The 21976-nt window shown below is 61.2% G+C and carries 19 protein-coding genes; 7 read left to right on the forward strand and 12 right to left on the reverse strand.

Features of this window, described 5'->3' with window-relative positions; genetic code table 11:
- Nucleotides 1-162 precede the first annotated feature (162 nt).
- From O9Z63_RS00290 to O9Z63_RS00305, 4 genes are all read left to right on the forward strand, one after another.
- Nucleotides 163-3246 carry a sensor histidine kinase gene (locus tag O9Z63_RS00290; RefSeq protein WP_270127245.1) on the forward strand — a complete coding sequence of 1028 codons (3084 nt, stop codon included), beginning with the start codon at nucleotides 163-165 and terminating at the stop codon, nucleotides 3244-3246.
- A 337-nt stretch (nucleotides 3247-3583) separates the two neighbouring features.
- On the forward strand, nucleotides 3584-4234 hold the full coding sequence (locus O9Z63_RS00295) for a response regulator (RefSeq protein ID WP_044014284.1): 651 nt from the start codon (nucleotides 3584-3586) through the stop codon (nucleotides 4232-4234).
- Nucleotides 4235-4664: 430 nt separating this feature from the next.
- Nucleotides 4665-5456, forward strand: coding sequence for a 3'-5' exonuclease (locus tag O9Z63_RS00300; protein WP_270127246.1), 792 nt, complete (start codon nucleotides 4665-4667; stop codon nucleotides 5454-5456).
- Nucleotides 5457-5632: 176 nt separating this feature from the next.
- A complete protein-coding gene (locus O9Z63_RS00305; RefSeq protein ID WP_270127247.1) occupies nucleotides 5633-6916 on the forward strand; it encodes an OmpA family protein in 1284 nt (427 codons plus the stop codon).
- 81 nt (nucleotides 6917-6997) lie between these two features.
- Here O9Z63_RS00305 and O9Z63_RS00310 read toward each other — a convergent pair whose 3' ends face one another.
- The 5 genes from O9Z63_RS00310 to nuoK form a co-directional block, all read right to left on the reverse strand.
- A complete protein-coding gene (locus O9Z63_RS00310) occupies nucleotides 6998-8122 on the reverse strand; it encodes a S41 family peptidase (protein WP_270127248.1) in 1125 nt (374 codons plus the stop codon).
- Between the two features lie 285 nt (nucleotides 8123-8407).
- Nucleotides 8408-9820, reverse strand: a complete 1413-nt coding sequence (locus O9Z63_RS00315) for an NADH-quinone oxidoreductase subunit N (RefSeq protein WP_270127249.1) — start codon at nucleotides 9818-9820, stop codon at nucleotides 8408-8410.
- Nucleotides 9821-9868: 48 nt separating this feature from the next.
- Entirely contained in the window at nucleotides 9869-11338 is a 1470-nt protein-coding gene (locus O9Z63_RS00320) for a complex I subunit 4 family protein (RefSeq protein ID WP_270127250.1), read from the reverse strand.
- A gap of 57 nt (nucleotides 11339-11395) precedes the next feature.
- Nucleotides 11396-13342, reverse strand: a complete 1947-nt coding sequence (gene nuoL, locus O9Z63_RS00325) for an NADH-quinone oxidoreductase subunit L (protein WP_270127251.1) — start codon at nucleotides 13340-13342, stop codon at nucleotides 11396-11398.
- 87 nt (nucleotides 13343-13429) lie between these two features.
- Nucleotides 13430-13762 (reverse strand): NADH-quinone oxidoreductase subunit NuoK, encoded by a 333-nt coding sequence (gene nuoK, locus O9Z63_RS00330; protein ID WP_125421892.1) that lies wholly within the window; start codon nucleotides 13760-13762, stop codon nucleotides 13430-13432.
- Nucleotides 13763-14010: 248 nt separating this feature from the next.
- Here nuoK and O9Z63_RS00335 point away from each other — a divergent pair, with 248 nt between their 5' ends.
- The 3 genes from O9Z63_RS00335 (at nucleotide 14011) to O9Z63_RS00345 (ending at nucleotide 15745) form a co-directional block, all read left to right on the forward strand.
- Nucleotides 14011-14472, forward strand: a complete 462-nt coding sequence (locus tag O9Z63_RS00335) for a MaoC family dehydratase (RefSeq protein WP_270127252.1) — start codon at nucleotides 14011-14013, stop codon at nucleotides 14470-14472.
- 177 nt (nucleotides 14473-14649) lie between these two features.
- On the forward strand, nucleotides 14650-15255 hold the full coding sequence (locus O9Z63_RS00340; RefSeq protein ID WP_270127254.1) for an RNA polymerase sigma factor: 606 nt from the start codon (nucleotides 14650-14652) through the stop codon (nucleotides 15253-15255).
- Nucleotides 15256-15379: 124 nt separating this feature from the next.
- Nucleotides 15380-15745: a hypothetical protein gene (locus tag O9Z63_RS00345; RefSeq protein WP_270127256.1), complete on the forward strand. Its 366-nt coding sequence runs from the start codon at nucleotides 15380-15382 to the stop codon at nucleotides 15743-15745.
- A 62-nt stretch (nucleotides 15746-15807) separates the two neighbouring features.
- On the opposite strand, the gene O9Z63_RS00350 is transcribed toward O9Z63_RS00345, so the two are convergent.
- From O9Z63_RS00350 to O9Z63_RS00380, 7 genes are all read right to left on the reverse strand, one after another.
- On the reverse strand, nucleotides 15808-16284 hold the full coding sequence (locus O9Z63_RS00350) for a YegJ family protein (protein WP_270127257.1): 477 nt from the start codon (nucleotides 16282-16284) through the stop codon (nucleotides 15808-15810).
- A gap of 68 nt (nucleotides 16285-16352) precedes the next feature.
- Complete coding sequence (locus tag O9Z63_RS00355) at nucleotides 16353-16865, reverse strand: NADH-quinone oxidoreductase subunit J family protein (RefSeq protein WP_190784932.1); 513 nt, start codon at nucleotides 16863-16865, stop codon at nucleotides 16353-16355.
- A gap of 104 nt (nucleotides 16866-16969) precedes the next feature.
- A complete protein-coding gene (locus O9Z63_RS00360) occupies nucleotides 16970-17539 on the reverse strand; it encodes a NuoI/complex I 23 kDa subunit family protein (protein ID WP_190784931.1) in 570 nt (189 codons plus the stop codon).
- 148 nt (nucleotides 17540-17687) lie between these two features.
- Nucleotides 17688-18764, reverse strand: coding sequence for an NADH-quinone oxidoreductase subunit NuoH (nuoH, locus tag O9Z63_RS00365; protein WP_270129294.1), 1077 nt, complete (start codon nucleotides 18762-18764; stop codon nucleotides 17688-17690).
- Between the two features lie 136 nt (nucleotides 18765-18900).
- Nucleotides 18901-19902, reverse strand: a complete 1002-nt coding sequence (locus O9Z63_RS00370; protein ID WP_270127258.1) for a 2Fe-2S iron-sulfur cluster-binding protein — start codon at nucleotides 19900-19902, stop codon at nucleotides 18901-18903.
- A gap of 143 nt (nucleotides 19903-20045) precedes the next feature.
- Nucleotides 20046-21386, reverse strand: coding sequence for an NADH-quinone oxidoreductase subunit NuoF (nuoF, locus tag O9Z63_RS00375; RefSeq protein ID WP_270127259.1), 1341 nt, complete (start codon nucleotides 21384-21386; stop codon nucleotides 20046-20048).
- A gap of 20 nt (nucleotides 21387-21406) precedes the next feature.
- Complete coding sequence (locus O9Z63_RS00380) at nucleotides 21407-21976, reverse strand: NADH-quinone oxidoreductase subunit NuoE family protein (RefSeq protein WP_270127261.1); 570 nt, start codon at nucleotides 21974-21976, stop codon at nucleotides 21407-21409.

The raw sequence follows: 21976 nt of genomic DNA on the forward strand, positions 1-21976 counted from the left end.
GTTCGCGCCCCCGCGCCGCTGAAACGGAAGCGTCCGAACGGCGCAGGTGCGCGAACTACAAAGGTCGCGCTACTATGCTGATTGGCAGGTTAAATGCAGAAAAGTACTGGCGTCGGTTCCGGGTAATTCGGTACATTCAGCCCACCTGGCTCGTCCCGACTTATGAAACGCCCCGCTGACTTCTGGCTTTTGCTATTTGGCCTGCTCGGCGTGCTCCTGCTGGCCGGTTTCGGCAGCCGGGCCCAATCCGCGTCTCTGCGGTTTCGCACCTTCACGGCCGCCGACGGGCTGGCCGAAAACAGCGTCTATAGCCTCGTGCAAGACCAGCGCGGCTTCCTGTGGGTGGGCACCCAGGACGGCCTCTGCCGCTACGACGGCGTCGGGTTTCGCACGTTCCGGGCCGATGCCCGCCGGCCCACCAGCCTGGCCAGCAACTTCGTGCTTTCGCTGTGCCTCGATCCGCAGGGGCAGGTGTGGGTGGGCACCGGCGGTGGCCTGTCGCGCTACAGCCCGCGCACCGGGCAGTTCCGCACCTACCGCGCCGAGCCCGGCGACTCCAGCGGCCTGACCAGCAACTTCATCCGGGTGGTGTACTGCGACCGGCAGGGGCGGGTGTGGGCCGGCTCCGAAGACGGCCTGCATCAGCTGAACCCTGCCGCGCGCCGTTTCGCCGTGTTCCGGCACGCGGCCGGGCCCGGCAGCAGCCTCCGGCGCAACTCCGTGCGGGCCCTCACCCAGGACCAGGCCGGCCAGCTGTGGGTGGGTACCGGCGAAGGCGTCGTCAGCCGCCTCGATAGTACCCGTCGCCTGCTGCTGCCCGACCCACGCCTGCCGGCCACGGGTGCCATCACCAGCCTCTGCCCCGACCGCCGCGGCGGGCTGTGGGTGGGCGCCGAGTCCGGGACGTTGGCCTACTTGCCCCCGGCCGGTGGGGCTGCCCGCTTTTTCCGGCCGGGCCCAGGAGCGAGCAACTTGCCGGCCGGCGGCATCCGTAGCCTGCTCACCGATCAGCAGAACACGCTGTGGGTGGGCACCAACGAAGGTCTATGCCGCTACGAGCCCGCCACCGGCACCTTTCGGCGCGCCGCGCACGAGCCGCTCAACCCATTCAGTCTGCCTGAAAACACGGTGCAGACTCTGCTGCAGGACCGCGCCGGGCTGTTGTGGGTGGGCACCGAAGCCGGCCTCAGTCAGACCGACCTGCGCGCCCGCGACTTTCGGCGGGTGCCCGCGCCTGCTGCACCTGCACCGGTGTGGGCCGTCACGTCGGATGCGGCGGGGCGCCTCTGGATTGGCACCGAAGACCAGGGCCTGCTGTGCTACGAGCCCAATACAGGCCGCTACCGCAGCTTCCGCCACAATCCGGCGCAGCCCGGCAGCCTGGCCCAGGACTTTGTGCGGGCGTTGAGCTTCGATGCCGCCGGCCACCTGTGGGTGGGCACCCAGAGCCAGGGCCTCGACTGCCTGGAGCCGGGCGGCACCGCGTTCCGCCACTACCGCCACGACCCCGCCAACCCCACCAGCCTCTCCGACGACTTCGTGCGCTCCGTGTACCAGGACCCCGCCGGGCAGCTGTGGGTGGGCACCGAGGGCGGCCTCAACCGCCTCAACGCCACTACCGGCCGCTTCACCACCTACCGCCACGACCCCGCCCGGGCCACCAGCCTGCCCAACAACTTTGTGCGCGTGACGCTGCAGGATGGCCGCGGCCGCCTGTGGGTGGGCACCGGCGGCGGCGGCCTCAGCTGCCTTGACCCCGCCACCGGCCGCTTCCGCACCTTCCGGGCCGATGGCCGCAACCCCCGCAGCCTGAGCAGCAACTTTGTGCGCTGTCTGCTGCTCGATGGGGCCGGCACGCTATGGGTGGGCACCGAAGGCGGCGGCTTCTGTCGCCTCGACGATGCCGAGCAGGGCAATTTCACCACTTTCCGCGAAGCCAGCGGCCTGCCCAACGATGTGGTGTATGGCATGCAGCACGACCGCCAGGGCCACCTGTGGCTGTCGACCAACAAGGGCATTGCGCGCTTCGACCCCAAAACCGGCCGGTTTTTCACGTTCGACGAGCGCGACGGCCTGCCCCAGGACGAGTTCAACGCCGGTGCCAGCCACCGCGGGGCCGATGGCCAGCTGTATTTCGGCGGGGCCAACGGCCTGGTGGCGTTTCTGCCCGCCGCCGTGCGCACCAACCCCGTGCCGCCGGCTGTGGTGCTCACCGAGCTGCGCAAGTTCAACCGCCCGGTGGAGCTGCCCGATACGTCCATCACGGAGCGGCGCGTGCTGCGCCTGGCCCCGCAGGACTACTTTTTCTCGCTGGAATTTGCGGCCCTTAACTTTCGCCAGCCCGACAAAAACCGCTACGCCTATCTGCTGGAAGGCTTCGACCAGGACTGGATTGAGGCCGGCCGCCGCCGCGAGGCCAACTACACCAACCTCGACCCCGGCACCTACACTTTCCGGGTGCGCGCCACCAACAACGACGGCGTCTGGAGCCCGCGCGGGGCCGCGCTCCGCATCATCGTCACGCCGCCCTGGTACCAGACGTGGTGGTTTCGGATCGGGCTGGGCTGGCTGGGGTTTGCGCTGCTGTTTGTGGCGTACCGGCTGCGGGTGGGGCACCTGCTCACGCTGGAGCGGGTGCGCCACAGCATCGCCCGCGACCTGCACGACGATATGGGCTCCACGCTCAGCAGCATTTCCATCCTGAGCCAGATTGCGCGCAACCACCAGCGCCAGCAGCGCCCCGAGCAGGCCGCGGCCCTGCTGGAGCAAATTGGCGACTCGTCGCGCCGCATGCTCGACGCCATGGACGACATCGTGTGGGCCATCAACCCCGCCCACGACGGCCTCGACGACGTGACGGCCCGCATGCGCAGCTTTGCCTCGGAGGTGCTGGAGGCGCGCGGCATCGAATTCACGTTTCGGGCCGAGCCTTCGGTGCAGGGCCTGAAGCTGGATATGCGCGCCCGCCGCGAGTTCTTCCTGCTTTTCAAGGAAGCCATAAACAACCTGGCCAAGTACGCGCAGTGCCAGCACGCCCGCATCCGGCTGGCCTACCAGCAGGGCCTGCTGCACCTCACCGTACAGGACGATGGCGTGGGCTTCGACCCCACCAGCCCCGCCCAGGGCAGCGGCAACGGCCTCACCAACATGCGCAGCCGAGCCGCCGCCCTGGCCGGCCACCTCACCATCGAAACCGCCCCCGGCAAAGGCACCACCCTGCACCTGAAAGTGCCGCTGAATGATTGATTTTTTGGTGGTGGGGTGATGAAGCCAGAACGTCATTCCGAGCGGAGCGAGGAATCTCGCCAGTATAGTACTCACCAGCAAACAGGCTCACCAAAAAAAACTCGTCTGTCTCCCCCTCTCCACGGGAGAGGGGGCCAGGAGGTGAGGCGAACGTCAGCACGCGAGATTCCTCGCTCCGCTCGGAATGACGTTCTTCTTTTACCTGTCACCTGTCACCTGTCACCTGTCACCTCATCACGATTCACCTCATCACCTCTTTTCACATCATCATGTAGGCGCATCTGGTGGCCACAACGTGTATATTAACCGAACTCTTACCACCTGCCGGCTCAGCGCCATGGAAAACAGCATCCGCGTTCTGATTTATGAAGACAATGCTGACCTACGCACCAGTCTGGGCCAATTGCTGGCCGGTTCGCCGGGGCTGACGCTGGCGGGCGCGCTCAGCAACTGCACCCAGGCCGAAGCCGACATGGAGCGCCTGCGGCCCGACGTGGTGCTCATGGACATCGACATGCCCGGCTGCACCGGCATTGAAGGCCTGCGCCGCATTAAGGCCGTAGCCCCGACCATCAACGTGGTGATGCTGACAGTGTTTGAGGAAAACGACCGGGTGTTTGCCGCCATCTGCGCCGGCGCCGACGGCTACCTGCTCAAGAAAACCCCGCCGGCGCGCATCATTGATGCCATCAGCGAGGTGCGGGCCGGGGGCGCCCCCATGACACCCGCCATTGCCCGGCAGGTGCTGCGCCTGTTCCCGAAAACGCCGCCCCGTCCCGTCTCCGACGAGTCGCCGGCCAACCTGAGCGCCCGCGAGCAGGAGATTCTGGGGCTGCTGGTGGAAGGCTATAGCTACAAGATGATTGCCGCCGACCGGGGCATCAGCATCGATACCGTCCGCTCGCACATCAAGAAAATCTACGAGAAGCTGCACGTGCGCTCCATGACCGAGGCCGTCAGCAAAGCCCTGCGCCAGGGCCTGACCTGAAACCAGCACCAACGGGCGGCTACATGATTGTGCGATTGACAACGGTGGCGGAAAAGCGCAATTTCAACCCGACCAACAACCCCGGCCCCGGTGTTTCCGCCGCAGGCATTCGGGGCTGGTTGGGTACCCAAATGCCTGCCAATATGCCACATACGCGTCCGCAGCTGCTTATTTGCCTGCTGGGTCTCTGGATCCGGCAGCGCCCGGCCCTGGCCTGACTCCGGGCCAGAGCTGAACCCAGACCCCACCGGCCAGCACTGCTGCCGCCCGGTGTGCTGCGGCCGATGCAGGCCGGCAGGTTCCCGTCGCCGACAGGTGCGCCGCTTCCCGGCGTCCTGCCGACGACGGCTCCGGAACACCGCAAAAATGGTGCATACGCGGCGGAAAAGCCTATATTCGGCATCCGTCTACTGTGTTATCCGCCTTGTGTATGCGTCTGCTCCGCGACCTGAAGCTCGATGAGGTATTTGTGCTCGACATCGAAACCGTGCCCTGCGTCGGCTGCCACGACGACCTGCACGACATGCTGAAGGAACTGTGGGAGCACAAATGCCACGCCCTGCGCCGCGAGAAAGGCTGGATTTCACACCACGACCATATTGCCCCGCTGCCCGACAACCTGCACGCCGCTACGCTGTTCGAGCAGGCCGGTATCTATGCTGAGTTTGGGCGGGTGGTGTGCATTTCGGTGGGCCGCTTCCGCTACACCCTCGACGGTGAGCTGCGCTTCAGCGTGAAGTCCTTCTATGGCCACGACGAGAAAGAGCTACTCCGGGAGTTCAGCGACGTTATCAGCCACCGGCCGCACTTCCGGCTGTGTGGGCACAATGGCAAGGAGTTCGATTTCCCGTATCTGTCGCGCCGCATGCTCATCAACGGCCTGGCGCTGCCGCCGCACCTCGATACGGCCGGCAAAAAGCCTTGGGAAGTGCCCCACCTCGACACCATGGAGCTGTGGAAGTTCGGCGACCGGAAGTCGTTTACGTCGCTGAGTCTGCTGGCCGCCATGTTCGGAATTCCCACGCCCAAAGACGACATCCAGGGCAAAGACGTAGCCCGCGTGTACTACGAAGACAACGACCTGCCGCGCATTGCGCGCTATTGCCAGAAAGACATCATCACCACGGCCCGCCTGCTGCTCCGCTTCCGCGGCGACGAACCCTTTCCGGACGAGGCCGTGCAGTACGCCGAAGACCCTGCCACCGCCCTGCGCCGCGCCTGAGTCGTTCGAAAACAGCTTGGTCCATTAGTCAAATACTGAAGCGTCCCGAACTGAAGCTGGCTGGCTCCGGCATGTTCAAACATTACTCTTTGTGTAAAATAAATCAAATAAATAATTGAAATATTATAATTAAGATTTATCTTTTGGGTGAAGAAGGCTTTAGCGGGTAGGAAAAGATGGAAAACACACTCAATCAAACGGTACTGGACGCCTTTACCGACCAGGTAACTGATGACCTTGGCAGCCGCAATCAAGTGGCGGGGGCAGCCATTCGTAATGGCCTTAGCCATACGGTGCCGTTCTCACTCTACACGCTGCTCAACCGTGTGGAAGGCCCTTACGGCCCGGAAATATTCTGGCAGCTCAGCCGCGAGGCCTACGATGCCCACGTAACGGAACACCTGCCGGCCCTCGACCAGACTGGGTGGCAGAAGCGGGGCGAAGACCTGCTGCACGATTTGTTGGGCGACTCTTATACCAGCGTTTTACAAGAACAGTCCGCTGCCACCAACCTAGCGCCCGGCGTAGCGGCCCAGCTTCTGGGCTGCAGTACGGTGGCAGTCCTGGGCGTGGCCGGCGAGCATGCCCGCGAGCATAGCCTCGATCCGGTGGCGCTGGCCCTGTGGCTGCGGCAGGAGAAAGACCCGCTGCGGCGGGCGCTGCTCTCAGTGCCGCAGGCAGCTCCGGCGGGTGGCCTGGAAAAGCTGCCGATAGCACCGCCTGATCTGGCACCATATCCTGCCGCTGCCGCCTGGGCTACGGCGCCGGCCGGGCCAGCAGCAGGCCCCACCGCCCGCTGGCAGTGGGGCCTGCTGCTGCTGCTGGCGGTATTGCTGGGCTACCTATTCGGGCACGACCGGCTGGGCGCGCCTGCTGCGTCACTTGCCACTCCGGCTGCTGCAGTAACGCCAACACGGCCCGCGCCTTCTGCTGACACCAAACAGCCCGGCCGCTACGACGACGCCAGCGGCAACTATATCTACGACACCGGCCAGCCCATCATTCTGCGCCTGGCCGACGGCACTACCCAGAAAGTAGGGGCTAATTCCACTGAAAACCGCCTGTTTACCTTCCTCGCCGACCCCGCCATTCAGGTGGACTCCGTGAACCGCACCAAGGGCTGGATCAATTTCGACCGGGTGTACTTCGAGCCCGGTGCTACCACGCTCACCGACGAATCGTTCTTGCAGCTGCGTAATGTGGCCAGCATCCTCAAGACCTTCCCGACCTCGGTGGTGAAAATTGGAGGCTACACCGATAGCACCGGCAACCCGCTCAAAAACTTCCAGCTCAGCGAGGAGCGGGCCAAAACGGCCATGCTGGCCATGGCCGGCATGGGCATCGATATGAACCGGATTCAGGCCAAAGGCTATGGCGGCAAGTACTTCATCACGCCCAACACCACGCCCGAAGGCCGGGCCCTCAACCGCCGCATCAGCATCCGGGTGATTAAGAAGTGAGTATGGAGCGGTGGGTATTGAGTACTTAGTATGAAGTGCTGACCAAGTTCTTACTACTCAATACCAAGTACTCAACTCTTACTACTTAATAGTGCCGGGCGGGGTACGTTTGGCGGCTTCTGACTGGGCTAGCTCCAACGCCTTTCCTAGCACTGGGTCGCGCTGTTGCTGCATAGCAGATAGGGTGTTTTCTACCGTTACATCGGGCTGCACGCCCACGTCTTCCAGCAGCTGGCCGGTGGGCGTGGTGTAGCGCTGGTTCGACAGAGTTACCTCCAGGCCGTTGGCCAGCCGCAGGCTGTGCATATCGGAGAGCATACCTTTGGTGGCGGTGCCTATCTGCGTCACCTGGGGCAAACTGGTGAGGGCAATAGTCAGGTCCTCGGCGGCGCTGGCGGTCTGATCGGAGGTGAGCAGGATGACCGGGCCGGTGAAGCGCGGGCCGGCGGCGGGCGTTACATACACGGGCTGCGGCTCTGTGAACCGGTCGTAGCCGCCTGGCTGGCGCAGGGCTTTGTAGCTGGTCAGGACCCGTTCAGAGGCAAAATGGCCCGCCAATTCTACGCCGCTGTGGCCCCCACCGTCGTCGCGGACGTCCAGCAGCAGCACCTGGCAGCCACTCAGCTGCTTCAGCGCCTGCGAGAACAGCTTCTCCAGCCGCTGCTGGTCCTTCTTCTCCTGCGCGTCGGTGCCGATGGCTCCGCTGATATCGGCGAAGTTGCGGGTGAGGTGCAGGTAGCCTAGGTTGCCGCTGCGGCTGACGTAGAGCGGCTGTTTGCCTTTGAAATCAGGGCCGAGCCCTTTTAACGGGCCGAAGCCGGCTGCCTGCAACTGCTGCGTGGCCACCCGCCAGAAATCGGGTTGCACGGTCTTGAAGGTCTGCTTGAACGAGTTGCGGCGGCTTTCGCCCTTGAACAGGATGGTTTCGCCCCGGCTGATGGTGATGTGCCCATCGTGCAGCGGCGCCACCATGCGGCTGAGTATCTGCACCAGGGAATCCTGCGGCGTTTGGGCCGTGATACGGGGACGGTAGGCGCGGTAGGTAGCGTCCCAATCAACCTGCTTGAGCGGGAAAAAGGCGTACTGGTCGCGGAAGCCCTGCCAGAACTGCTCGAAGCTTTGCTCAGGTAAGCTGGAAGCGGCGGGCTGTTGGGCCGGAGCCGCAAAGGGGAACAACAGGCAAAGCAGAAAGCAAATGCGTTTCATAGCACAGATAAGAGCAGATGTGCGTGCAAGTAAAGCAAGTTGCCGGCAACTGTTCGTAGCGCAGTGCAGTGTGAAAACGGTGTAGAGACGCGACCCTTCGCGTCTCGTCGTTGAACGATGGGGAGTGCACGGACGCAATAACATCAGCAATGATGAGACGCAAAATATTGCGTCTCTACAACTCACGACGGAATATTCACCCGCATCACTGCGGAGGTAGCAATAAAAAAAGCGTCTCCGTCAGAGAGACAGAGACGCTTTTGCAGCTTATGGAAGCGTGGTGGCTTACAGCGCACCGGCCACCAGACCGGGCAGCACGCCCAGCAGCACCGTGAGGGCCGCCAGCAGCAGCAGCGCGCCAGCCTGGAACGTAGTCACGGGCACGGCTTCGGCGGTGGTGGCGTCGGTGTCGCGCATGTACATGGCAATGATGGGGCGCAGATAGTAATAGATGCTCACCATCGACATCACCACGGCAAATACCACGAGGCCGATGTAGCCATTCTCCACGGCGGCCGAAAACACGAAAAATTTACCGAAGAAACCACCCGTGAGCGGAATACCGGCCAGGCTCAGCATAGCTACCGTGAGTGAGAAAGCCAGCAGCGGGTTGGTTTTAGCCAGGCCGTTGAGGCCGTCGTAATCCTCGCGCTGGCGGGCATCAGCTACCAGCTTCAGTACTCCGAAGGCTGCCACCGTGGCTACCGAGTAAGCCAAAGAGTAGAACAGGATGCCGTTAGCCGAAGCACCTTCCAGCTGCCCGTTGAAGGCTACCAGGGCAATCAGTAGGTAGCCCGCGTGCGATACGCTGGAGTAGGCCAGCATGCGCTTGGCGCTGGTCTGGGCTACGGCGCCCACGTTGCCGATGAGCAGAGTGAGCACGCACATGGCGGTGAGGGTAGGCAGCCAGATGCCTTGGGCGTTGGCAGCCGGGAAGGCCTGCACCAGCAGCTTCAGGAAAGCGGCAAAACCAGCCGTCTTCACGATGGTGCTCATGAAGGCCGTAAAGAACGTAGGCGTACCCTCGTACACGTCGGGCGTCCAGAAGTGGAACGGGGCGGCCGAAACCTTGAAACCCATGCCAATGAACATCAGCAGCATGCCAATGTAGAGCATCGGGTGCAGCGTCTCGAAGCCGGGGGCGGGGTTCTGCACGGCGAAGCTGATTTTGCTCAGCTCGAAGGTGCCGGTAGCCCCGTACACCAGCGCCACGCCGAACAGCAGAATGCCAGTGAAGAACGCGCCCATCAGGAAATACTTGAGGGCGGCTTCGTTGGAGCGCAGGTTGCGCTTATCGGAACCGGCCAGCACGTACATGGCCACGCTCAGAATTTCGATGCCCAGGAACAGCATCAGCAGGTGGTTGTAGCTCACCAGCATGATAGCCCCTACCAGCGAAAACAGCAGCAGCGAGTAGTATTCAGCCAGGTTCGGCTCGCCGTCGAGCACGTACTTCTGGGAGAAGGGAATCAGCACCAGCGCCGTCAGCAGCACAATGCCCGTGAAAGCCACCGAGAAGTTGTCGATGGTGAGCATGCCGTTGAAGAACGACTGCGTGCTGCCCCAGTCGAGGAAGTTCACCGTCAGCACCCCGCCCAGGATGAGCATCATCACGGGCAGCAGCAGCCGGTTGGAGCGACGGAACCCGAGAAACAGGTTACCCAGGCCCAGAACGGAAAGTAGAATGATGGAATTCATTAGCAGAGAATGTAGTTGCCACGGGCTTGGCCGCAGACCACTAGCCGTTTAGCGTTTAACTACCTCGTTCAGAATGTTCATCACGCTGCCTTCCGACAGGTGCAGGAACGTGTTGGGGAACAGGCCAATCCAGAATACCAGCACGATGAGCGGCACCAGCAGGGCCAGCTCCGAGCCGGTGAGGTCGGTGAAGGTTTCGGTGAACGAGGAATCGGGGCCGAGCATCACGCGCTGGAACATGCGCAGCAGGTACACCGCGCCCAGAATGATGGTCACGCCGGCTACGGCACCCATCCAGTGGTTGAACTGGTACACGCCGCCCAGCAGCAGGAACTCGCCTACGAAGCCATTGGTGAGCGGCAGCGCCACCGTGCCCAGCAGCAGCACCAGGAAGCACACCGTCAGCACGGGCGCTTTACGGGTGAGGCCGCCCAGGTCGGCGATGTTGCGGGTGCCGGTACGGCGCTCAATGGCGTCGGCAATGAAGAACATACCTACCACGTTCACGCCGTGAGCCAGCATCTGAATGCTGGCACCCTGCAGACCCATCTGGGTGAGCGAGAACACGCCGGCAATCATCAAACCCACGTGGGATAGAGAGGAATAAGCAATCAGGCGCTTCACGTCCTGCTGACGGATGGCGATGATGGCGCCGTAGATGATGCCGATGATGGCCAGAATCAGTACCAAGTTCTGCCAGTAGTCAACGCCCATCGGTACCACCGGCAGCAGCCAGCGCATGCAGCCGTAGATACCCATTTTCAGCATAATGCCCGAGAGCAGCATGGTGGCCGGTGCCGGAGCCTCGGTGTAGGTGTCGGGCTGCCAGGTGTGGAAGGGGAAGATGGGCATCTTCACGGCGAAGGCCGCGAAAATCAGCCAGAACACCCACATCTGCGTATCGGCAGTCAGGTTCAGAGCGTAGAACGAGGCCAGGGCCGAGTTGTGAGCTGAGAGGCCGTCGGCCGAAGGACCAGTCTGGAAGTAGAGGTACACGAAGCCGGCCAGCATGAACAGCGAGCCGATGATGGTGTACAGGAAGAACTTGAACGTGACGCGCGCCCGGTTCACGCCGCCCCACACGCCAGCCAGGAAGTAAATTGGAATCAGGGCCACTTCCCACATGAAGTAGAACAGGAAGGCATCCTGGGCCGTGAACACGCCAATCAGACCGGTTTGCATGAACAGCACCAACGCGTAGAACACCGACTCATTCTCGAAGTTGCGGCGGAAGGCGCTCAACAGAATCACCGGCACCAGCACGGCCGTCAGCAGCACCAGCAAGAGGCTCAGCCCGTCCATGCCCACCGCGAAGTGGATGCCCGCCGAGGGAATCCAGTTCAGGTCGAAGCTGAATTGGCCGGAATTGTTGGCGTTGAACGTGAGGGCCGCGTAGGCCGCCAGCGCAAATTCAACCAGGGCCGCGCCCAGCGCCGGAACCCGGGCCGCACGGCCTTTGAAGAAGTGCAGCAGCAGGGCGGCCGCCACGGGCCAGAGTAGAAGAAGGACAGTCAGCATGCGTTATCTGGATGCGGATGAAGCCGGTGAAAAAGTCCGGTCCGGCCGTCAGTAGAATTAGAATTTCCCGAAGTTCAGCGCCATCACCAGCACGATACCTACCACCATCAGGATAAGGTAGGTTTCCACGGAGCCGGTTTGCACGTAGCGCAGGAGCTGGCCCCCGCCCATGGTCAGGCGGCCGAAGCCGTTCACAATGGGGTCGATGATGCCGTTTTCCACGTAGCGGAACAGGCCGCGCGAGAGCCACATGACGGGGCGCACGAACAGGGCGTTGTACAGCTCGTCGATGTAGTACTTATGGTAAATTAGGTTTTCAAGGAAGCCGCGCGACTCGCCGTCTTCCACTGGGCGCACCCCGCGGCTCACGTACTGCACGTAGGCCAGAATGATGCCCAGCACGCCTGCACCCACCGAGAGGCCGATGAGCATAAGCTCGGTGGCGTGGTCGGCGTGCACGCCGAAGGCAGCCGGGTTCAGCTGCTTGGAGTAAGTGAACAGCGGCGCGAGGTAGTTGGCCAGGTAGGCGTTTTCCTCACCCAGAAAGAAGGGGGCGTTCATGAAACCACCTACGGCGGCCAGAATAGCCAGCACGATGAGCGGCAGCGTCATGGAAGCCGGCGACTCGTGCAGGTGGTGCTTCTGCTCCTCGGTGCCGCGGAACTCGCCGAAGAAGGTGAGGAACAGCAGGCGGAACATATAGAAAGCCGTCAGGAAGGCCGTGAACAGGCCCACCGCGTACAGCACCTTGCTGTGCTCGAAGGCGTGCAGCAGGATTTCATCTTTTGAGAAGAAGCCCGAGAAGGGCGGGATGCCGGCAATGGCCAGGCAGCCTACGAAGAAGGTGATGAACGTAATGGGCAGTGACTTGCGCAGGCCGCCCATGCGGCGCATGTCCTGCTCGTTGCTCATGGCGTGAATCACGGAGCCCGCGCCCAGGAACATCAGCGCCTTGAAGAAAGCGTGCGTCAGGACGTGGAACAGGCTGGTGCTGTAGCCCATCACGCCCAGGGCCAGGAACATGTAGCCCAGCTGCGAAACGGTGGAGTAGGCCAGCACCTTCTTGATGTCGTTTTGGGCCAGGCCGATGGTGGCGGCAAACAGGGCCGTAGCCGCGCCGATGATGGCAATGACTTCGAGCGTATCGGGGGCCAGCGTGAACAGCACGTTGGCGCGCAGAATCATGTAGATACCGGCCGTTACCATGGTGGCGGCGTGAATCAGGGCCGAAACCGGGGTGGGGCCGGCCATGGCGTCGGGCAGCCAGGTGTAGAGTGGCAGCTGGGCCGATTTACCGGTAGCACCCACGAACAGCAGCAGCGTAATGGCCGTTACCACGCCCGTGCCAATCTGCAGGGTGCTGGCTTTCTGGAACACCTCGGCGTACTGCACCGAGTCGAAGGTCAGGTAAATCAGGAAGATGCCCAGCAGGAAGCCCAGGTCACCGACGCGGTTGATGATGAAGGCTTTCTTGGCGGCGTTGTTGTAGGCGGTGTTCTTGTTCCAGAAGCCGATGAGCAGATAGGAGCAGAGCCCCACGCCTTCCCAGCCGATGAACAGAATCACGAAGTTGGCGCCCAGCACCAGCACCAGCATGCTGAACACGAACAGGTTCAGGAAGCTGAAAAATTTGCCCACGTTCTCGTCGTGGTGCATGTAGCCGATGCTGTACACGTGAATCAGGAAACCCACGCCCGTCACGAGCAGCAGCATAATCAGGCTGAGCTGGTCGATCTGATAGCTGAAGGGAATCTGCATCGAGCCGACCGAAATCCAGTCGAACAGCGTGACGGTGTACTGGTACTGGAAGTTCAGGAACAGGAACACCGAAATGGCGAACGAGCCCAGCACCGCCAGGCTGCTGATGGCGCCGGCCACCGTGCCCGAAAGCTTCCGGTTGAGTAGCCCGTTAATCAAAAAGCCCAAAAACGGCAGCAGCGGAATAAGCACGTACAAAAACGTGGAGTACGGCGCGCCGGCAGCGGGGATTACAGTTTCTTGCATAAGTCAGGGACTTGGGGACTCAGGGATTTAGAGACTTGGACTGGTCAATGCCAAGTCCTCAAGTCCCTGTGTCCCTAAGGCCCTTACCTAGAATTTCAGGCGGTTGAGCAGATTAACGTCGGTGTTTTGCAGGTTCCGGTAGATCATCACGATAATGGCCAGGCCCACGGCCACTTCGGCGGCGGCCACGGCCATGATGAAGAACACGAAAATCTGCCCGTTGGGGTCGGCGCGGTAGGCCGAGAAGGCCGTCAGCAGCACGTTCACGGCGTTTAGCATCAGCTCCACGCACATGAAAATGATGATGGCGTTGCGCCGGGTAAGTACGCCCAGCACCCCGATGGAAAACAAAGCGGCGGCAAAGAAGACGTAGTACTGAAGCGGAACCGTTTGGATAACCTCGGGTATGTTCGGGTTCATGCGGAAGGGCTGACGGCGAAAAAGGATGCCTTACTTCAAGGAATGAGGTCAGGACAACTAGCCGGCAAAGGTATCCTGAAAATTGGAAAACGCCACCCTTTAAATTGACCTGTATGGTCATAGGCGGGCGCGAAGATTAGCTGCGCAGGTTGGCTACGGACCGGCATTTGCACCTTTTTGTGAATAGGTGCGGCGGTGCCCGCAGGCAAACCGTACTTTAGCATTTCCGCAACCCTACTCTTTCACCTATGAGTATTACCATTGGCAGCTTAGCTGAGCTGCAGCAGTACGAAGGCCAGGACCTCGGCACTACGCCCTGGCATATTATCACGCAGGAGCAAATCAACCAGTTTGCCGCCGCCACCCTCGATTTCCAGTGGATTCATACCGACCCCCAGCGCGCCGCCACCGAGTCGCCGTTCGGGGGCACCATTGCCCACGGCTACCTCACGCTGTCGTTGCTGCCCTACTTCTGGCACCAGCTGGTGCAGGTGGAAAACCTGAAAATGCAGGTGAACTACGAAATCAGTGAGTTCCGCTTCAACCAGGCAGTGGTAGTGGGCAGCGCCGTGCGCCTGCACGCCAAGCTGCTGGCCGTAAAAGACCTACGCGGTATTGCCAAAGCCAATATTGGCGTAACGATGGAAATCGAAGGCCAAAAAAAGCCTGCATACACCGGCGTTATTACGTTTCTGTACCACTTTTTGTAGGAGGAATTTTCCGATCAAACGTGTCATTCCGAGCGGAGCGAGGAATCTGGGTACAAACCGTTGTGGCGAGTTATCCAGATTCCTCGCTCCGCTCGGAATGACACGTTTAGACCAGCCCGATAAAATTTCCGCTCGCCAGTAAAGTATCTTCCGGCCTTCCACGTCTGTGTCAGCAGAATGGAAACCTTAGCTCTACCACTCGACGCTGCACGCATGACGGCCGGCCACCAGGACCTGCAGATACAGGAAGCCGTGCGCACCCAACGGAAGCGGCTGCTGGCGTTTATCCGCCGCCGCATCCCTAACGAGGCCGAGGCCGAAGACGTGCTGCAGGACGTGTTTGCCGAACTGGTGGAAAGCTACCGGCTGATGAAGCCCGTGGAGCAGGCCGCCGCCTGGCTGTTCCGGGTGGCCCGCAACAAAATCACCGACCTCTACCGCCGCAAAAAGCCCGTTTCGCTGGAAAACGAAATGGCCGCCTTTGCCGCCGACGGCGACGAAAACACCCTGCTGCTGGCCGACATCCTGCCCGCCGTAGACGACGCGCCCGAAAACCGCCTGCTGCGCGAAACCCTCATGGAAGCCCTCAGCGACGCCCTGGCCGAACTGCCCGCCGCCCAGCGCCAGGTCTTCATCTGGCACGAGCTGGAAGACAAAACCTTCCGCGAAATGGAGGAGGAAACCGGCGTCCCGCTCAAAACCCTGATTTCGCGCAAGCACTATGCCGTGCAGCATCTGCGCAAACGCCTCCGCACGCTCTATACCGAGTTGTTTACGGACTAACCAGTACGTCATGCTGAGCATGCCGAAGCATCTCGCGTGCTGACGTTGCAATGCTATTCTTACATCAGCACGCGAGATGCTTCGGCATGCTCAGCATGACACGCTTTTTTAACACCCAATTCCCATGAACCGCTCCTTCCGCCTGTTACACGGCCTCAAAATACTGCTCCTGATTACGCTGTTCCTGGCCGTGGCCGGCTACGTAACCATGCGCCTCTGGAACTGGCTGCTGCCCGACCTGTTCAACCTGCCCCTCATCAGCATCTGGCAGGCGCTGGGGCTGCTGGTGCTTTCGCGCATTCTGTTCGGGGGCTGGGGCGGCCGCGGCCACCGCGCCGGCTGGGCCCGCAAGCGCCGCCAATGGAAGCAGCAGATGGAAACCCGCCTGGAATGCCTCACACCCGAGGAAAAGGAGAAGTTCCGCCAGAAAATGGAAGGCGTCTGCACCGGCCCCGCCTGGATGCGCCGCCCCAGCCCGGAAACGGAGTAGGCGGTTTTGGATACGCAGCAAAGCAGCAGCGGCACCTGAGGAATCAGGTGCCGCTGCTGCTTTCACTCGATGATAAGGCCTAGTTGCTCATCAAACTGTGCTTGTTCCTCTTTGGTCATTCTATTGCGCATAAGCCGAATTGAATACCCTCCTATTAGCTTGCCAGCTTTCGTGTAGTTCCAATCGGTAATTGAGTCCTTGTGAATTGCTACTTGCTGGCCAAATTTTACTGCGGTAGTAAAGTCAGGCTCATTGTCTATGACTCCGAAAATAGAATCTCCACTGGCTTTCACATCTGTTAACCAGATATGCTCATTGGTGCCATCTGGAATCGGAAAGGCTGCCTTAACACCAAAATTGTAAGTAGTCGTATCGCCACTGGATAGAGCAGTCAAAAACTGATTTACTGTCTTACGGCTTTTGTGCATCGCTTCAGCCATTTCCGGGTCATCGGATTTGGCGAAATACATTTGCTTACTGGCATCCCAACCAGTTTCATTATCAGCAGACTGACAATTATTTAAAAGAAAAGCGGCCATCCCGAGAATCACTGCGTGATGTCTCGAAGATGGCCGCCGCTTAGCTAGGATCTTCACCTGAACTTCCGTTAGAAATTCCGCTCGCCTACTTCGCGCTTACCGAGCATTACAGCACCCACCATGGCTACCAGGAACAGCACGGAGGCCAACTCGAAGGGCAGCAGGTAATCGGTGTAGAGCTTCATGCCCAACTGGTCCACCATACCGATCTGCGAGTTGAACGCGGTGCCGGCTGCTACGCCGGTGGGCGTTACGTCTTTCAGGGCGGCTACGAGGATGAGCAGGAGGGAACCTCCGGCTACGGCCGCGGCAATCTTGGCCAGGGCCGGCTTGTGCGGCTCCGTGTCTACGTTCAGGTTCAGGAACATAATCACGAACAGGAACAGCACCATGATGGCACCGGCGTACACGATGATGTTCACGGCCGCCAGAAACTGCGCATTCAGCAGCAGGTAGTGCCCCGACAGCGAGAAGAACGTCAGAATCAGGAACAGCACGCTGTGCACCGGGTTTTTGGCAAACACCACCCCCAGCGCGCTCAGTAGCGCCACGAAGGTCAGAAAGAGGAAGATTGGGGACATGGAGAAGTGTATTTTGTCATTCCGAGCGGAGCGAGGAATCTGAATGGAACTGCTGAACAGAATAACTCAGATTCCTTGCTCTGCTCGGAATGACACGAGAATCATTACGCCTGCTGCAGCTTGCCGCGCAACGTGGTAGCCTGGTCGGCCGTGAGCTGGATGCCGCGCACGGAACGCTCGTCCGGCGATACGGGCTCCACTAGGCGGTCCTTGCCGTAGATGAACTCGTCCCGCTCGTAACGTGGCGGAGCCATCTTGTCGGGCTGGAGGTAGACGGCGGCTTTAGGGCAGGCTTCCTCGCAGAGGCCGCAGAAGATGCACCGCAGCATGTTGATTTCGTAGCTGATGGCGTACTTCTCCTCGCGGTAGAGGCCTTCTTCGCCCTTTTTCCGCTCGCCGGCCACCATCGTAATGGCTTCGGCGGGGCAGGCTACGGCACACAGGCCGCAGGCCGTGCACCGCTCCCGGCCCTGCTCGTCGCGCTTGAGCACGTGCAGGCCGCGGAACGTGTTGGAGAAGGGCCGCACCTCCTCGGGGTAGCGCACGGTGGCCTTCTTCATGAAGAAGTGGCGCATCGTGATGCTCAAACCCTGGAAGATGGCCGGCAGGTACGCCCGCTCGGCCAGCGTCATCGGCTTCTTTTCTAGCTTCTTGGCTCGGTTGGTGAGTTGCATATAGTCAGTTACGAAAACTGTCGGAATGATGGGCCGTCATGCAGAGCGCAGCGAAGCATCTCGCATGCGCCGCTAGCTGGTAGCACAACGTCAGCACGCGAGATGCTTCGCTGCGCTCTGCATAACAGACGCGGGTAATTGAAGGTACTTAAATCACCCCGAACAGGATGAGGCCACCGGTGAGGATGATGTTGAAGACGGCCAGCGGGATGAGGATGGTCCAGCCCAGACGCATCAGCTGATCGTAGCGGAAGCGCGGCAAAGTCCAGCGAATCCACATGAAGAAGAAGATGAAGGCGAAAATCTTCAGGAACAGGCCCACGGTACCCAGCAGCGTAATCAGGTTCTGGGCCGAAGCCAGCTCCCAGCCCTGGTTGCTCACGAACCAATCGCGCAGCTCGTACTGGAAGGGGAAGTTGAAGCCGCCGAAGTACAGCACGCTCATCACGGCCGACACCACGAAGATGTTCACATACTCCGAGAACAGGTACAAACCCAGCTTCATCGACGAATACTCGGTGTGGTAGCCGCCCACCAGCTCAGTTTCGCACTCGGGAAGGTCGAAGGGCGTGCGGTTGGTTTCGGCAAAGGCGCACACCAGGAAGATGATGAAGCCCAGCGGCTGTTTCACGATGTTCCAGACGTGCCACTCACCGGCTGCCGACTGCTGCAGCGTGATTTCGCGCAAGCTCAGCGTGCCCGAAATCATCAGCACGGCAATCAGGGCCATGCCCATGGCCAGCTCGTAGCTGATGTTCTGCGAAGCGGCGCGGATGGCGCCCAGCAGCGAGAACTTGTTGTTGGAGGCCCAGCCGCCAATCATCACGCCGTACACGCCCAGCGACACCACGCCGAACACCCACAGCATACCGATATTTACCTCAATGCCCTGCAGGAAGAACAGGTTGTTGCCGAAGTTCATGATGTTGCCGAACGGAATAACCGCCGACGACATCAGGGCCGTAATCATGGCCAGGCAGGGGCCGAACACGAACAGCGCCTTGTTGGCACCGCCGGGGAAGAATTCTTCCTTCGTGAACATCTTCACGGCATCGGCCAGCGGCTGCGCCAGGCCGTAGGGACCGGCGCGGTCGGGGCCCACACGGTCCTGCAGGAATGCGGCAATTACGCGTTCCGCGTAGGTGCAATACGTCGCAATCAGCAGCGAAAGCGCGAATACGACGAAGATGACAATGGATTGCCAGCCTAGTGCGGGTAGTTCAATCATATTATTTTGAGGTGTTAGCCTTAAGGACGTCTGTCATGCTGAGCTTGCCGAAGCATCTCTACCGGAGGTAATCAGTTAGTCCTGCAACGAAGCGGTAGAGATGCTTCGGCAAGCTCAGCATGACGTGCTGGGGTTAGCTACCGAGTTTCAGCGGTGGATTCTTTTCCAGGTCGCGCTGGGTGCTGGCGGGCAGGTCGGCTACTACCGATTGGTTGAGGACCGGCAACTCGTAGTGGTTGGCCGAAATAACCGAAGAACGGTCGATGTGGGCGGGGCCCTCGATGGTCCAGTCGGAAGTTTCCTTCTTCTCGAAGCGGCACTCGTTGCAGATCCACTCCTTCACTTCGCCGTACTGGTCCTTGCGGGCCGTGGTGCGCAGCACGTCGTTGCCTTTGTACCAGAGCACCACGTTGCCGGAGCACTTGGGGCAGTCACGGTGGGCATTCACGGGCTTCGTGAACCACACCCGAGACTTGAAGCGGAACGTCTTATCGGTGAGGGCGCCTACCGGGCACACGTCGATGACGTTGCCGGAGAAGTCGTTGTCGATGATGTTCTCGATGTAGGTGCCGATTTCGGCGGCGTCGCCGCGGCCTAGTACACCGTGCACGCGGTTGTCGGTAATCTGGTTGGCCGTGTACACGCAGCGGTAGCACAGGATGCAGCGCGTCATGTGCAGCTGAATCAGCGGGCCGATGTCGATTTTCTCGAAGGTGCGGCGCTCTTCCTGGTAGCGGGTGGTGCTCACGCCGTGCTCGAAGGCGAAGTTCTGCAGATCACACTCGCCGGCCTGGTCGCACACGGGGCAATCCAGGGGGTGGTTGATGAGCAGCATCTCCACGATGCCCTTGCGCACGTCCAGCACCTGCGGGTTGGTGGTGTTTTCCACCACCATGCCATCCTGCACCGGCGTTACGCACGAGGCCACCAGCTTGGGCATGGGGCGCGGGTCTTTGGCCGAGCCGGCCGCCACACGGACGAGGCAGGCGCGGCATTTACCGCCCGAGCCTTTCAGCGGGGTGTAGTAGCACATGGCCGGGGGCACGATGCTGCCGCCAATCTGGCGGGCCGCATTCAGGATGGTGGTTCCGTCCGGAACTTCCACCTCGATGCCGTCGAAAGTAATTTTAGCCATTGAAGTTATGTCGTCTTTAGGTCGTCATGCTGAGCGTAGCGCAGCGAAGTCGAAGCATCTCTACCGCAGTGGTAATTCAAATAACTCAACGAAGCGGTAGAGATGCTTCGGCAAGCGGACGCCAGATGAGGCATGACGTTCAGTTATACCAGCACAGTTCCGGCCCGGTACACCGCGCCGGGCTGGGCGGCTTCCTTGGCGTGGGTCACGTGCCACTCAAACTCGTGGCGGAAGTGGCGCACGGCGGCGGCAACGGGCCAGGCGGCAGCTTCACCGAGGGGGCAGATGGTATTGCCCTCGATTTGCTTGGCCACGCTCACCAGCAGGTCGATGTCCTCCATGTGGCCGTGGCCGTGCTCGAGGCGGTGCAGCACCTTCTCCATCCAGCCCGTACCCTCGCGGCAGGGCGAGCATTGCCCGCACGACTCGTGGTGGTAGAAGCGGCTGAAGTTCCAGGTGTTGCGCACGATGCAGGTCGTCTCGTCCATGGCAATAAAGCCACCCGAGCCCAGCATGGTGCCCGTCACGAAGCCGCCGTCGCTCAGCGACTCGTAGGTCATCAGGCGGTTTTCACCGGCGGCGGTTTTCAGGATCAGCTCCTTAGGCAGAATCGGCACCGACGAGCCACCGGCTACCACGGCCTTCAGGTCGCGGCCTTTCCAGATGCCGCCGCAGTACTCATCGGAGTAGATGAATTCCTCGACGGGCAAGCCCAGCTCAATTTCGTAGATGCCGGGCTTGTTGAGGTGGCCGCAGGCCGAAATCAGCTTGGTGCCGGTGCTCCGGCCCACCCCGATTTTGGCGTACTCGTCGCCGCCCTCGTTCACAATCACCGGCACGGCCGCAATGGATTCTACGTTGTTCACCACCGTGGGGCGGGCGTAGAGGCCCTGCACAGCCGGGAATGGGGGCTTATTGCGCGGGTTGCCGCGCTTGCCCTCCAGGCTTTCCAGCAGCGCGGTTTCCTCCCCGCAGATGTAGGCGCCACCGCCGGGGTGCACGTGCAGGTCCAGGTCGTAGCCCGAGCCCAGGATGTTTTTGCCCAGGAAACCGGCCGCGTAGGCCTCAGCAATGGCTTTTTCCAGGATGCGCAGCACGTACAACAACTCGCCGCGGATGTAGATGTACGAGGTGTTGGCGCCCAGCGCGTACGAGCTCGTAATCATGCCCTCGATGAGCAGGTGGGGCAGCTTCGACATCAGCTGGCGGTCCTTGAAGGTGCCCGGCTCCGATTCGTCGGCGTTGCAGACGAGGTAGCGCGGCACGCCCTCGGGCTTGGCCAGGAAGCTCCACTTCATGCCCGTGGGGAAGCCTGCGCCGCCGCGGCCCCGCAGGCCCGACTTCTTCACTTCTTCCACCACCTCATCGGGCGTCATCGTTTTCAGGGCCTTCTCCACCGAGCGGTAACCGCCGTGCTTGCGGTACACCTCCAGGGTGTCGATGCCTTCAACGTTAATATGTTCGGTCAGCAGTTTGCGTCCCATAGGTTCAGAGCTGAAAGACGTTAGTTGTTGGCCACTGCGTTCGGGAGGCCGGTTTCTTCCCAGGGCAGGGCGGGGCGGTGCACCTGGTTGCGCAACTCCGTGAGCATGGCGTCCACGGCTTCCGGGGTATCAAGCTGCTCGTAGTATTTCTCGCGGACCTGCACGATGGGGGCGAAGCCGCAGGCGGCCAGGCACTCCACTTCCTTCAGGGTGAACAGGCCATCTTCCGAAGCCGGACCGCCTACTTTGGCGCCCGTGATGCGCTCCAGATGGGCCGTCAACTCGTCGGAGCCGCGCAGCATGCAGGGGCCCGTGCGGCAGATTTCCAGCACGTGCTTGCCAACTGGCTTGAGGTTGAACATGGTGTAGAACGACGACACCTCGTACACCTCAATCGGGGCCACGCCCAGCACTTCGGCCACCAGATACTGCACTTCGGGGCTCACCCAGCCGCCAAATTCGGCCTGGGCAATGTGCAGCACCGGCAGCATGGCCGATTTGCGGCGCTCCTCCGGGTATTGCTTGCAGATGCGCGCAATTTCAGCCTGAGCGGCTTCGGAGAATTGCGGCTTGGTAGCAGTCGATTCCAT

This window comes from Hymenobacter yonginensis (genome assembly GCF_027625995.1).
Classification (GTDB): domain Bacteria; phylum Bacteroidota; class Bacteroidia; order Cytophagales; family Hymenobacteraceae; genus Hymenobacter; species Hymenobacter yonginensis.

Coding starts and splice junctions, on each gene's coding strand:
- nuoF (WP_270127259.1), bottom strand. CDS start 21,386: ATGGGACGCAAACTGCTGACCGAACATATTAACGTTGAAGGCATCGAC.
- O9Z63_RS00300 (WP_270127246.1), top strand. CDS start 4,665: ATGCGTCTGCTCCGCGACCTGAAGCTCGATGAGGTATTTGTGCTCGAC.
- O9Z63_RS00320 (WP_270127250.1), bottom strand. CDS start 11,338: ATGCTGACTGTCCTTCTTCTACTCTGGCCCGTGGCGGCCGCCCTGCTG.
- nuoK (WP_125421892.1), bottom strand. CDS start 13,762: ATGAACCCGAACATACCCGAGGTTATCCAAACGGTTCCGCTTCAGTAC.
- O9Z63_RS00340 (WP_270127254.1), top strand. CDS start 14,650: ATGGAAACCTTAGCTCTACCACTCGACGCTGCACGCATGACGGCCGGC.
- O9Z63_RS00290 (WP_270127245.1), top strand. CDS start 163: ATGAAACGCCCCGCTGACTTCTGGCTTTTGCTATTTGGCCTGCTCGGC.
- O9Z63_RS00305 (WP_270127247.1), top strand. CDS start 5,633: ATGGAAAACACACTCAATCAAACGGTACTGGACGCCTTTACCGACCAG.
- O9Z63_RS00335 (WP_270127252.1), top strand. CDS start 14,011: ATGAGTATTACCATTGGCAGCTTAGCTGAGCTGCAGCAGTACGAAGGC.
- nuoL (WP_270127251.1), bottom strand. CDS start 13,342: ATGCAAGAAACTGTAATCCCCGCTGCCGGCGCGCCGTACTCCACGTTT.
- O9Z63_RS00345 (WP_270127256.1), top strand. CDS start 15,380: ATGAACCGCTCCTTCCGCCTGTTACACGGCCTCAAAATACTGCTCCTG.
- O9Z63_RS00350 (WP_270127257.1), bottom strand. CDS start 16,284: ATGGCCGCTTTTCTTTTAAATAATTGTCAGTCTGCTGATAATGAAACT.
- O9Z63_RS00315 (WP_270127249.1), bottom strand. CDS start 9,820: ATGAATTCCATCATTCTACTTTCCGTTCTGGGCCTGGGTAACCTGTTT.
- O9Z63_RS00370 (WP_270127258.1), bottom strand. CDS start 19,902: ATGGCTAAAATTACTTTCGACGGCATCGAGGTGGAAGTTCCGGACGGA.
- O9Z63_RS00355 (WP_190784932.1), bottom strand. CDS start 16,865: ATGTCCCCAATCTTCCTCTTTCTGACCTTCGTGGCGCTACTGAGCGCG.
- O9Z63_RS00360 (WP_190784931.1), bottom strand. CDS start 17,539: ATGCAACTCACCAACCGAGCCAAGAAGCTAGAAAAGAAGCCGATGACG.
- O9Z63_RS00380 (WP_270127261.1), bottom strand. CDS start 21,976: ATGGAATCGACTGCTACCAAGCCGCAATTCTCCGAAGCCGCTCAGGCT.
- O9Z63_RS00295 (WP_044014284.1), top strand. CDS start 3,584: ATGGAAAACAGCATCCGCGTTCTGATTTATGAAGACAATGCTGACCTA.
- O9Z63_RS00310 (WP_270127248.1), bottom strand. CDS start 8,122: ATGAAACGCATTTGCTTTCTGCTTTGCCTGTTGTTCCCCTTTGCGGCT.